The organism is Bradyrhizobium iriomotense (assembly GCF_030160715.1).
Taxonomy (GTDB): domain Bacteria; phylum Pseudomonadota; class Alphaproteobacteria; order Rhizobiales; family Xanthobacteraceae; genus Bradyrhizobium; species Bradyrhizobium iriomotense.
In genome coordinates, this window is sequence record NZ_BSOW01000030.1 from 18,096 (window position 1) to 30,145 (window position 12,050).

Annotated in this window: 9 protein-coding genes and 2 pseudogenes; 6 read left to right on the forward strand and 5 right to left on the reverse strand. The window is 58.7% G+C overall.

The genetic code is table 11. The annotated features are described in order from the left end of the window. Positions 1 to 708: 708 nt before the first annotated feature. A complete protein-coding gene (gene metC / locus QQL28_RS33590) occupies positions 709 to 1,953 on the forward strand; it encodes a cystathionine beta-lyase (RefSeq protein ID WP_284272530.1) in 1,245 nt (414 codons plus the stop codon). 968 nt (positions 1,954 to 2,921) lie between these two features. Then, positions 2,922 to 3,256 (forward strand): annotated as a pseudogene (locus QQL28_RS33595) (transposase); the annotation flags it as partial. Between the two features lie 12 nt (positions 3,257 to 3,268). Here QQL28_RS33595 and QQL28_RS33600 read toward each other — a convergent pair. Genes QQL28_RS33600 through tnpA form a run of 4 tightly spaced genes read right to left on the reverse strand, consistent with a single transcriptional unit; the run spans position 3,269 to position 6,289 of the window. Next, positions 3,269 to 3,859, reverse strand: coding sequence for a UPF0149 family protein (locus tag QQL28_RS33600; protein WP_284272532.1), 591 nt, complete (start codon positions 3,857 to 3,859; stop codon positions 3,269 to 3,271). Positions 3,860 to 3,888: 29 nt separating this feature from the next. Next, positions 3,889 to 5,451 carry an IS66 family transposase gene (tnpC, locus tag QQL28_RS33605; RefSeq protein ID WP_284272534.1) on the reverse strand — a complete coding sequence of 521 codons (1,563 nt, stop codon included), beginning with the start codon at positions 5,449 to 5,451 and terminating at the stop codon, positions 3,889 to 3,891. 50 nt (positions 5,452 to 5,501) lie between these two features. Beyond that, entirely contained in the window at positions 5,502 to 5,855 is a 354-nt protein-coding gene (gene tnpB / locus QQL28_RS33610; protein ID WP_284272536.1) for an IS66 family insertion sequence element accessory protein TnpB, read from the reverse strand. Continuing rightward, on the reverse strand, positions 5,852 to 6,289 hold the full coding sequence (gene tnpA, locus QQL28_RS33615; RefSeq protein ID WP_431309685.1) for an IS66-like element accessory protein TnpA: 438 nt from the start codon (positions 6,287 to 6,289) through the stop codon (positions 5,852 to 5,854). The genes tnpB and tnpA overlap by 4 nt, the downstream gene beginning before the upstream one ends. A gap of 86 nt (positions 6,290 to 6,375) precedes the next feature. On the opposite strand from tnpA, the pseudogene QQL28_RS33620 reads away from it, so the two are divergent. Next, a pseudogene (locus QQL28_RS33620) lies at positions 6,376 to 7,200 on the forward strand (IS3 family transposase); the annotation flags it as partial. 874 nt (positions 7,201 to 8,074) lie between these two features. On the opposite strand, the gene QQL28_RS33625 reads toward QQL28_RS33620, so the two are convergent. Further along, positions 8,075 to 8,974: a LysR family transcriptional regulator gene (locus tag QQL28_RS33625; protein ID WP_284272538.1), complete on the reverse strand. Its 900-nt coding sequence runs from the start codon at positions 8,972 to 8,974 to the stop codon at positions 8,075 to 8,077. Between the two features lie 938 nt (positions 8,975 to 9,912). Between QQL28_RS33625 and QQL28_RS33630 the strand changes: the two genes are divergently transcribed. The 3 genes from QQL28_RS33630 (at position 9,913) to QQL28_RS33640 (ending at position 12,008) form a co-directional block, all read left to right on the forward strand. Beyond that, positions 9,913 to 10,131 (forward strand): hypothetical protein, encoded by a 219-nt coding sequence (locus tag QQL28_RS33630; protein WP_284272540.1) that lies wholly within the window; start codon positions 9,913 to 9,915, stop codon positions 10,129 to 10,131. A 177-nt stretch (positions 10,132 to 10,308) separates the two neighbouring features. After that, positions 10,309 to 10,767 carry a MerR family transcriptional regulator gene (locus QQL28_RS33635; RefSeq protein ID WP_284272542.1) on the forward strand — a complete coding sequence of 153 codons (459 nt, stop codon included), beginning with the start codon at positions 10,309 to 10,311 and terminating at the stop codon, positions 10,765 to 10,767. Between the two features lie 131 nt (positions 10,768 to 10,898). Then, on the forward strand, positions 10,899 to 12,008 hold the full coding sequence (locus QQL28_RS33640; RefSeq protein ID WP_284272543.1) for a branched-chain amino acid ABC transporter substrate-binding protein: 1,110 nt from the start codon (positions 10,899 to 10,901) through the stop codon (positions 12,006 to 12,008). The last annotated feature ends 42 nt before the right edge of the window (positions 12,009 to 12,050 follow it).

Below are 12,050 nucleotides of genomic sequence, written 5' to 3' on the forward strand. Positions count from 1 at the left end.
GCGCAACTAGGGTGCTGTTCAACTCCAGCGAATAGTCGTTACTGGCCTTGAGCACCTCAGCGACACTTCGCTCTAGGTAGTCGCTCGTGGCTTCAGACAGAATGGTGTCTGCTGTTCGGCCACGGCCGCGCTCAAGAGCGTCCGTCGGGGGCCTGGTCATGCGTCGAGTGGAGGGGTGACGTCGATGCTCTCCAGCGGGCGCACACAAATGTCTCCGGGCGATCTCTCGGAAGCGGTCGGGAGGCGTGATGGACGGGCGCGGCGCAAACATTTGCGTTTGAGACATTCACAATCCTCGTTCGTCGAAGGCCCCGACGCCTCCCCAGTTTTGGTAGGTTACAACTTCACCTTACGTTCGTTTCAAGCGATTTCGATAATCATCGGAAAATTGTGTCACTTGCTACGAAGAGCCGATCTCGATAATGGGCGCGCTGAAGCACCGCACCATACATAATCTCGTGAACGAGTCGTGCGGCGGAGCATCCGGCTAGCGAATTGGGCAAACGTCAAAGTCGTATTGAACAGTTCTGGTCGTCGCGCAATTGAATCGTTCTAGCCAACGCTCAAGAGGCATCACCGGCGTGATGTCGCAGTAGCATTGCTTGAGATTGGCACTGTTGTTGCACCTGCAATGCAGCGGAAGCATGCAAGTGAATCCGCGAGCGTGGCGACATGGCGCGAGCGGGATGGGATGGAAGAGAAATTGGCATGAAGGATCTGAGCGACGACAAAAACGTACGAGACACGGAAACTCTACTTTGTCATCTCGGTCGCGCGCCGGCGGAACACGCTGGGATGGTGAATGTGCCGATCTACCGCGGCTCAACCATTATTTCGGAAACCTTAGAGGAATGGGACGACCGGAACAAAGACAATCCTAGCTACGGTCGTTTTGGCTCGCCCCTGTCGCGCGCGCTTGAGGCCGCCGTCTGCAAGTTGGAGGGCGGCTTTCGTTCGATTCTCTTCCCATCAGGCCAATCTGCTTGTACCCGCTCGCTGCTAGCCTGTCTGAAAGCGGGCGATGCTGTTCTGATCAGTGACGGCGTCTACGCGCCCGTGAGAGCCTTCGCGGACAACGTTCTTTCGAGGCTGCAAATCGAGGCGCGATATTTCTGTCCAACCAAGCCGTCAGAATTGGCAGCGAAAATAAGCGCAAATACACGCGCCATCTATTTGGAATCGCCATCGTCCATGACGTTCGAGGTTCAAGATGTGCCGGCACTCTCGGCGATTGCACATCGGTCGGACGCACTTGTGATTATGGACAATACGTGGGCGACACCTCTGTATTTCAGGCCGTTCGAGCACGGTGTCGACATTTCGATTCAGGCTGCGACGAAGTATATTGTTGGCCATTCCGATGCGTTGCTTGGCATTGCCACCGCGAATGAAGCGGCATGGTCCGCACTGAAATCAACTGCGCATCATTTCGGCGAAATTGGCGGACCAGATGATATCTATCTGGCCCTCCGGGGACTTCGTACTCTAGCTCTGCGCATGAAGCGGCATTGGGAAAACGGCCTTATTCTGGCGCAAAGCCTGAAAGCCCATCCAGCTGTTGATAGGGTGTTGCACCCGGCGCTTCCCAACGATCCCGGCCATGGCATTTGGAAGAGAGACTTTCTGGGCGCCAGTGGACTCTTTGGGATTGTTCTAAAGCCGATGTCACGGCCGCAACTTTCGGTTCTCTTTAGTAGCCTTCGTATCTTTGGGATTGGTTTGTCTTGGGGCGGGTACGAAAGTCTCGCGTTGCTCGTCGAGCCACCGAAACGAATGGAAACCTCGCTTGCGTTCCCTGGACCGCTGATTCGCATACACGCTGGCATGGAAAGTCCCAGCGAGCTGATCGCGGACATGCATAACGCACTGAACGCCGCCCGCGAAGCCGCAGTTGATGGCATCGTGCCCCGAGAAGAGAGCGAGCTCGTCGGTCAATGTCAAATAGTCAGTTAGACTTGGTGTTTGACTTGGCCCATCTGAATGAAAAGGCTCGGAAGTTTCCGCAAAAGACCTTCGCTCCAACGTTGGTTGGAAATTCATACAGTCGATCTCATTTTTCCGGACGACGCCGACAAGGCAGGCAGAAAAATCGGGAGAGTTAATTCAAGATCTGAAAGATGCTGGGGTGTATCCCCCATTGCCCCCCAACTGCTTTCCGGTACGCGGACTTTGCGAACCAGATGTCTCCGGATGGTGAACCATTCGAGACTGTCGATGCAGCCGAGCTGTACTTCTTCGGCTCCTGGCTGCTCCAACTGTCGGTCGGCCGTTTTCCTGAACGCCATGCGATGGAGCGCTACAGAGTCGAGCTTATGAATGCTGTAAAGCAGAACGAGAGCCAGCTATGCGAGATGGTAAGGATTGTCCTGAGATCGCGCTATAGGTCTCGCGCAGGCTTGCCGCGCGCTGATCCTTTCAGCGCCTATCACCGCGAATCGTCGCCAAGGCTGTAGTCTGGCTGACGGACGGGAAGTACTGCCGCGATCTCCCGTGAACGATTTCGTCCTTAAATGTTGCTCCGTAGAACGTCACGCCCGGCTACGATCACGACCATACGACAGCTACTGCACGAAATCTTTAAGCGCTGGATCGGGCATGCGGCTTGGGGAGAATGTGACACGCAAAATGTATTGAGAGGATCGAAACCGGCGACGTTCTGCCCGATGTAGATGTAATTTGTCGTCCAGTCACCGCTATATGATGCTGTTAAGAGCTGACAACTGCTCATCGCAAGCGACTCGGTCGCTGCATTTTAGTCCCACGCAAGGCCATTCTTACCGTTTGCGTCGTCGACGCGGTAACCGTGCCTGTAACCGCTACGGAAATCGAATTGAGAGCTGGCTCCGCAAACTCGGGCAGTAGCTTAAGTGGATTTTCTGCCTGACAGCGGCGAGGATTCTCGTCGCGAATCAGGAGCGAAGATGACGAAGAGGAGTCGCCGGACGCATTCTCCGGCTTTCAAGGCGAAGGTGGCTTTGGCCGCCGTGAAGGGGGAGAAGACGCTGGCCGAACTGGCTCAGCAGTTTGATGTTCACCCGAACCAGATCATGACCTGGAAGAACCAGCTCCTGGAAGGAGCGGCAGGCGTGTTCGGGCAGGACAAGTCGGAATCGACGGCAGCGCCTGTCGATTTGAAGGCGCTGCACGCCAAGATTGGGGAACTGGCGCTTGAGAACGATTTTTTGTCCGGCGCGCTCAGCAAAGCCGGCCTTCTGAGCGCAAAACGCTGATCGACCGTAACCGGTATGAGCTCCCACGTCGGCGGTGATCAGCGTGCGCGTGCGTAGCGGATCGGCATCCAGTATTGGCGCATGGCTTCGACGGCTGCGGGAATATCGAGGTGGGCGTTGCGCAGAGAGTCTCGGGTCTCGCGGCCGGTCCGTGGCGGTCCGAGCAGTGGACCGGCCTGATCGTCGCGACAGTGCAGCAGAATAGGCAGCAGCAGGCGGTGATTGACGTTGCTGGCGTCCAGCAATGGCGCCCACGCCGACAGCCTGAGCCGCATCGCGGCGTAGAATCCCTGGCACCATGGTCGCGGATCGACGTCGCCGTTGGGTTGACGCCGGTGCATCGGGGCGAACTGGTTAGGCGTGGTGGAAAGGATCTGGCTGATCTCGTTATGACGCAGCGCGACGGCGGAGATCGCAGCGAACTCCGGGGTGCCGCCGTGGTTGAAAGCATCGGCATCGATGGCAAGCAGTGGGCATATCCAATCGAGCGGGCTCATCGACACCGGTCCGGCCACGATCGCGGCGACGTAGCCGTCGAGCATGGGAAGACTGGTGGTGGCGGGATGCTGATCGACGCGAGCCTGGAGCCATTGCTCGAGCTCCGCAAGCGGCATGGCGGCGGCCGCCATCGACGATGAAGCTTTAGGGCGACGTGGGCTCATGCTGCAGCCTGTGCGATGCGCTCACGGGCCGCCTTCCAGTTCCAGACGAGCAGCTCGTGGAACTGGTGGCTCTTGGTTCGCCCGGAGACAATCCGCTCCAGCACGTCCGTCAGATAGATCTGAGGATCGAGTTCATGGAGTTTTGCCGTGTTCACGATCGACGACAGGATCGCCCAGCTCTCGGCGCCGCCGTCGCTGCCGCTGAACAATGAGTTGCGTCTTCCCATGGCAATCGGGCGCATGGAACGCTCTACCGTGTTGGAATCGACCTCGACGCGGCCGTCGCGAAGAAACAGCGTCAACCCGTCCCAGTGATTGAGTGCATAGTTGATCGCCTCCGCCAGCTTCGACTGCGAGAAGAGCTGGCCAACCATTGTGGTCAATCGTGCCTTGAGCGCCTCCATCAACGGAGCGGTCCTGGCGCGACGGACGGCGAGCCGCTGCTCGGCGCTCGAGCCGCGGATCTCGGCCTCGATCGCATAGACCGCCTGCAGGCGTTCGATCACCTCGCGCGCGAACGGCGACTGCGTCGTCTTGAACACCTCGACGAACTTACGTCGGGCATGAGCAAGACAAAAGGCGAGCTGGATCTCGCCGCCATGATCGCGGGCGAGCGCCTTGTAGGCGGCATAGCCGTCCACCTGCAGAATGCCGGAAAAGTCCGTCAATTGTCCGGCGATCTGCTCCGTGCCGCGGCCGGCCGCGAACACGTAGGCAACCGCCGGCGGCGAGGGCCCGCCCCATGGTCGGTCATCCATGGCATGCGCCCAGAACTGGCAGATGCGGGTGCGATGTCGCCCGGGGTCGAGCACCGGCATCGGCGTCTCGTCGCAGAACACGCGCGGCGCGCTCTGGATCGTCCTCAGCTGAACCTCATAGAGGCTTTTGAGCCACCAGGCGGTACGCCTCACCCAGCCGGCGAGCGTCGCGCGGTCGAGCTGGATGCCCTGGCCGGCCAAGATCTGCACCTGCCGGTACAGCGGCAGATACCAGGCGAACTTCGAGACCACCACGTGGCTCACGAGTGCGGTCGAGGCCATGCCGCTCTCGATCAGGCGCGGCAGCACCTTCGCTTGGACCACACCATCGGTGCAGCTGCGGCAGCCATATTTGGGACGGATCGTGCGCAGCACCCGCAGGATCGCCGGGATGATGTCCAGCACCTCGCTGACGTCCTCGCCGATCTTGTGGAGCTGACCCTGGCAGCACGGGCAGGCCGTCGCCTCCGGCTCCAGCACCTGCTCGCAGCGCGGCAGGTGCTTTGGGAGTGCGCCGATGTTGCGGCGCGCCTTCTTCCGCGGCGGCTTGTCAAGCCGCTTTGTCGCTGCCGCATCGTCGTTGGCAGCGGCAGGTGGCGTGGCGTCGGTCTCGAGATCGCCCAGCTCAAGCGCGAGTTGCTCGTCCACGAGCACCGCAAGTCGCTCCGAGCGCTTCCCGAAGATCATCTCCTTGAGCGTCTGCATCGCCACACGCAGCTTCTCGTTCTCGGCGTCAAGCGCGAGCACCATCTCGGTCAGAGCTGACGGATCGGTCGGGAGAGCGTCAGGGCGAATCGCCATGACCAGACGATACATCCGCGCGCGACACCCTCCAGCGAAATCCTCGCCTCTCAGCCGACAACGGCCGGCTGCTTCACAGGCTTGGGTGAGACACGCGTCCACTCGAGCCCGTCGACCAGCATCGCGAGCTGCGTCGCACTCAAATGCACCGCGCCGTCGCGGATCGGCGGCCAGGTGAAATGCCCTTCGTGCAACCACTTCGTTACAAGCACCATGCCGCTGCCGTCCCACGCCAGAAGCTTCACTCTGTCGGAACGTTTGGAACGGAAAACAAAGACGGTGCCGTCATAAGGACTCGTGTGTAACGCTTCGCTCACCAGCGCCGACAGCGTGTGCACCGACTTGCGAAAGTCGACCGGCTGGGACGCCAGCATCACCTTGAGGTCGGGCCGCAGCGCTATCATCGATCGCCTCTGAGCACCGACAGCACCGTGCAAAGCGTCGCAGCATCCACTTCTCCCTCGACGCGAATGCGCGCCCCACTCACCTCGATCTCGACCACCCCACAGGCCCTGGTCGGCGGCGCGGTCACCTTCAAGGGCCTCGCTTGCGCCGACGCTGAGAGCTGGCCGCTCTCGGCGCCAATCTGGATCGGCACGAAGCTCGGCGCCTTGCCGGCCATTGCCGTAATCTGGCGTCGCCACACCGTGAGCAGCCCGCGGGAAACGCCGTTGCGCCGCGCTACCTCGGAGATGTTCGTGCCTTCCTCAAAACTCTCCGCCACGATCCGGGCCTTCTCCTCGCCCGTCCATCGTCGCCGCCGGCGCTCCCCGGTGATCACCTGGACACGACGATAGGAGTCACCTTCCTGCCTGGCATCAAGCATGGCATTTACCATCGATCCACCTCCTCCGATCAGCTCATGCTAGGCTCTATCGCGCGTAAGCCCAGGGAGGGCTAGGTGGGGGCCTCATGCCGGTTACGATCGACCGCGAACACGACTTGCCTGTCGCGCGGCAGGCGAAGGTTCTGAACCTTGCCCGTAGCACGGTCTATTACGAACCTCGGCCGGTTTCGGCCGAGGACCTTGCGCTGATGCGCCGGCTCGACGAACTGCATCTTGATTATCCGTTCGCCGGGGCACGGATGCTGCGATCACTGCTGCGGAGGGAAGGCGTTTCGGTCGGCCGCCGCCATGTGGCGACGCTGATGAAGCGCATGGAGATTTCGGCGCTCTACCGGCGGGCAAACACGAGCAAGCCTGCGCCAGGACATAAGATTTATCCGTATCTCTTGCGCGGGGTGAAGATCGAGCGAGCGAACCACGTCTGGGCAATGGACATCAGCTACATCCCGATGCGGCGCGGCTTTGTCTACCTGACGGCGGTCGTCGATGTGTTCAGCCGGCGGGTGCTGGCTCATCGGGTCTCGATCACGATGGAGGCAGCATTTTGCATCGAAGCGCTCGAGGAGGCGTTGGCGCGACACGGCAAGCCGGAGATCTTCAACACGGATCAGGGCAGCCAGTTCACCAGCCTCGACTTCACCAGCGTGCTGCTGGACGCGAAGATCGCCATCAGCATGGATGGCAAGGGCGCCTGGCGCGACAACGTGTTCGTCGAGCGGCTCTGGCGAACCATCAAATACGAGCACGTCTATCTGCATGCCTACGACAGCGTGTCCGAGGCACGTGCGTCGATCTTCGGATATCTGGCCTTCTATAACGGCGGCAGGCCTCATTCGTCGCTTGACGAGCGAACGCCGAATGAGGCCTATTTTGGGGCGCAGACCATCGCGGCGGCGGCATGATCGTCGCGACGATTTTGATGCAGCTCCGGTCGGGCTTCGCCCTCCCTCCACTGCATCAAAATCGCAAGGCCCCGCAGTCAGCATAACCCGGCAGGAAACCACCTAAATTCCGCGGGGCGCTGTCCAAACAACCGGAGCCAGCTCTTTGTTCCACAATGCTTCCTTAGCGAATGTACTGTTAAAGCCAAGATAGGATTTTGATAATCGCCGCCAGCCACGCGGCTGTAGTAGGGTGGTTCAAACTCAATTGCCGGTGATTCCAGGAAAGGAACGTGCCAGTCGTACATTCAGCGGCTTCACATACCAGTGGCTTCGGCAACCCCGGCGGAATCTGGATTGTGGAGGCCACGCCTCGCGGATGGCTACCTTAAGGATGCGCGAGGCTCGTTTGGTCGCGGAAGCCAAATCGCAACGGTGGCTCCATTCCTTAAAGAGGATCTTGGGGTGGACTTTGCCGGAAATACGACCCACTGATTTCCGCCGCGAAAGTGTTGGGCGATCGCGAGGACGGGCACGCGCGCACGATGACAACCAAACAGGGCCGTTGATGAGAGGTAGATTGCCTGGCCCGAACCTGACGCAGCGACGGCAATCTCGCCCGAGAGATATGCCTCGCCCCAGCCGCGAACCCAGCCGCTTCTCGTGTTGGACATGAATCCATTCGATGCTTCTCTTTCGGTTGATCGCATCGGGGAGGCCATTCAGAGATCATTCACGTTTCCAACGCTGCTCTTGATCCCACACTCAGCACCGGCGTTGGCAGAACTGCGACAATGTGTCTCGCCACGCGAAGTCGGCGTCACGAAGCGCGAATGCCTCCCAAACACATCTGCGTGGCAGCGGTTTTGATCGACATGAATTGTTCGACTGCAATTCAGTCGTTGCCGGAATGATTCTCGACGCGCGTGCGAGCCACCAGATCGAGCCAGGCCCTCGCGGCATGCGACAGATAAGCACCGCGCCGCCAGATCATCGCAATGCGCCAGTCCGTATCAGCTTCGTCGAGCGGCACCCGGGCGATCGAAAGATGTGTGCGTTGCTCGGCAATCATCCGCGGTAGAAAAGCGACCCCCATGCCCGCAGCCGCAAGCTCGATGATAAAATCAACCTGGCTACTACGCGCTGCGACGCGCGGCTCAAAACCGTGCCGTCGGAAACCCTCTATAATCACGCGATTCAATGCAAATCCGGCTTCGAAGAGAATGAGCGGAAGCTCTCGCAATGTCGGAATATCAAGGGATCGACACTGTGAAAGCTGATGGTCAACCGGTAGCAGAACAGTGAGGGGTTCGCGTTTGACGTCCTGCCATTCAAAGCCTTCCGATACGGGAAGAAGCGAGGCGGCAAGTTCGATCTCGCCCGACAGCAAAATCTCCTCCAGGCGCTCGCATCCGTACTCCACGAGCCGGATGTCGACGCCTGGATAACTTTTGCGATAGATCGCAAATAGTTTCGCGAACAGCGTGCCGCTGCCAACCGGTGGCAAACCGAGCTTGAGAATGCCGCATTTCAGGCCGCGCAGCTCGTTCAATTCGGAAATGAGATCGTCCCGTTCTGTCAGAATCCTGATCGCACGACGATAAACAATCTCGCCGGCAGCGGTAAGTTTGCTGCGATGGCCGATCCGGTCAAGTAATGGCACACCAATCTCGTCCTCCAGCTGCCTGACCGCCTTGCTCACCGTAGACTGCGTCGCGAATACGATTTTGCCAGCCTTAGAGAACCCGCCTTGCCGTACGACCTCCACGAAAACGCGTAATTTCCGAACGTCCATATGAATTCCAAAGCCGAATAGACGCTAGTCGATCAATTCATTCGCTGCGCCATCGGCGGTTCTTCAGGTAAGCTCGCGCTCAAACGCAATCTGCATCGGCCCCGCCAGGACAGTGCAACTCTGCGAGCCGAAAAATTCCATTCGTGTTTTCGCTCGTTTGGGGCGGTTCTCTGTTTTGAATCGGTGGTCTTGCATACTGATCATGCTCTTCCGGTTTGCAGCCTCACTGTGAGCCGCGCACCGTCCTGCATGATACTGAAGTGCCGCAGCCGCTACGATGTTGGTGCCGATCCAGGACTACAGTCGATGTAGTTTCCGCTAGTAGCAGCATTCAGTTCGAATGCAACGGGTAATCCGGATCGGGGCTTACTGGCTGAACTCTTGCGGGTCGTCTCTTTCTAAAGAAAGGCAACGATCGGACTTCACGCCACACCGTTGAGGTCGTGCCTAAAATCGGCGGTACGACTTCGGTTTGGCGACGAAGGTCGAGTGGAGTGCCCGTTCGCGTGTATGCAGTCTTGTGTTTCAGGCAGCGACAATGCCTTGCATGCCTTAACGCGTCAGTGCTCGAAAATTGCTCATCTTCCGGCTGGTTCATCACGAGCTGAGCGATTCGGTGTGAGCGAAGTAGAACTGGGCTCGAAAGAAATTTGAAAGAAACGCGAACCGACGACAAATCGCGATCCCCATACCTTAGCACGATGCAGAAGGGCGTCGCCCCCGGCGTTCCAATCCTCTCCATGTTGGTTGCGCGGTCAAAATCCAGTCGACCGTTGCCCGCATCCATCACGCCGGTGCGCCGAAGTGCTGCATCGAGCGACAAGTCCACATGCTCGTGAGACTGACGCGCCGCAGGTCGGTCTTTTTTTTGCCCTAAGGCAGCCAAACGCCCTTGCAAGGAGCCCAGCCGCCGGCGCGATGTTTTGACAGGAGAGACGGTGCAAGTGTTGCAGGTACGAAGTGGTGTTTTCGATCCAGAAGACCTTTCGGTGTTGGGAAAGATCTATGATGAGGTAGTGGCGGCGCTACCTGCAAGTATGCGAACTCCCGTCAATCGAACAGAGATTGCCAAGCTTGTACTCGGACGTATCGCCGCTGGTGAGGCCGAATTGGTTCTCCTAAGAAGGCTGATGGTGGCCATTGAGTCAGTCGCCTAGTCTAGCGCTTGGCAGCAGAGTGGTCGCTTGTATCTTGCATGTCACCCAGCTCGCTAAGGCGCTCCTCGGAGTCCGAGGTTCGATGTTGCCGGCGGCAAGTTGGCAACAAAATCTCCAGCCCGTCGAAACCGCTTGAACCTCACGTGACGTTAGGTTGTAGGTTTGAAAAAGAGAAACATGACCAGACCTACAGTACTCAGGCGTCGGTGGCGACGCATCGGTGAACTTGCAGAGGCGACCGGCGTGACGGTGCGCGCTCTGCGTCATTATGAGCACACGGGATTGCTCGCAGCATCGCAGCGCACGGGCGGTGGTCACCGGATTTACGACTGTGAAAGCGTCAGGAGAGTTTATCACATTCTGGCGCTTCGCGAGCTTGGCTTCTCTCTGCAAGAGATCCGGAGAGCGATGGAGGGCAGATCCTCGCTTCCCAACTTGTTAAGCGAGCAATTGGAACGAGCGGAGCTTCAGGTCGCGCGCGCAACCAAGTTGCGCGATCGTCTGCGCAACATCACGAAGAACACCGAATCGAACGTGAGTGTGGACGAACTACCTGCTCGCCTCGATGCGATGTCGCAGGATGGGTGCGGCCATACCCGCCGGCGTGCACGCGCCCCGGATGATGCCGATCGATAGGCGGGTAGGAGGAACTATCGGATTGAGCGGACGATCGCTTAGACAAGGCGACGTTCTGTGCGTCCGCTAACATCCGCGTCGAAACCAGGGCAAGCCTTACCGGAAGAGCAAACCACAGTTAGGGACGTCAAATGGCATTCTTTAGCAAGGGTTCGGTTGCCGGTGCTGTGGTCCTTGTTTCTGTATTGGTCTCGGTCGCGTCCGCCGACGACATCTATATTGCGGTGGCGGGTCCCATGACGGGCAGCAACGCTGCGGTTGGTGCGCAGATGCGGTATGGTGCTAGTGCGGCCGTGGATGATTTGAATTCTTCCGGAGTGCTTCTCAATACAAGGATCAGATTGATCGTTGCTGACGACGCCTGCGATCCGAAGCAAGCCGTGGTCGTTGCGAATCGATTGGTGTCGGATCAGGTCAGGTTGGTCATAGGTCACTATTGCTCCTCTTCATCGATTCCCGCCTCCGACGTTTACGCTGAAGCAGCAATTATCCAGATCTCGCCCGGATCAACCAATCCTCAGCTGACTGAGCGGGGCCTCAAGACGGTTTTTCGGATCTGCGGCCGTGACGATCAGCAAGGCTTAGTCGCCGCCGATTATATCTTGCGGCACTATTCTACGAGTAAGATTGCCATCCTTGATGACAAGAGCACTGATGGAAAGGGCATTGCAGACATTGTTGCATCTCGTCTCAATGATGCGGGTCTGCAGCCTCTGATGCGGCAAAGCTATATGGCTGGCGAAAAGGACTACACAGCGCTGGTGACTAGACTGAAGAGAGAAGCAATTCAGATCGCTTATATCGGTGGCTACTACACCGAGATCGGCTTGATTGTACGGCAAGCGGCGGACGCACAAGCCGGTTTCGCGGTCATGGCTAACGATCCCTTGATGACCGGCGAGTTTTGGGCGATTGCGAGTGGTGCCGCAAACGGCACTCTCTTCACATTCATGCCTGATGCCACCAAAAAGCCTGAGGCGGCCGACGTCGTAGCTCGATTGAAAGCATCAAACAGGTCTCCGGAAGGCTACACGCTCTACACTTATGCTGCCGTACAAGCATGGGCGAATGCGGTGAGGCGCGCGGGCTCCTTCAATGCTCTGCGCGTAGCGAAAGCACTTCGGTCGCAAGAAGTTGAGACCGTGGTCGGACAGGTTCGATTTGATGCTAAAGGAGACAATGCGTCTCCCGGCTTCGTAGTCAATCGCTGGCGCGACAACGCGGTCGAGATGGTCGAGTAGCCTCGATATCGGTGACCCGATCGATAGCTGTCAGTCGACGCG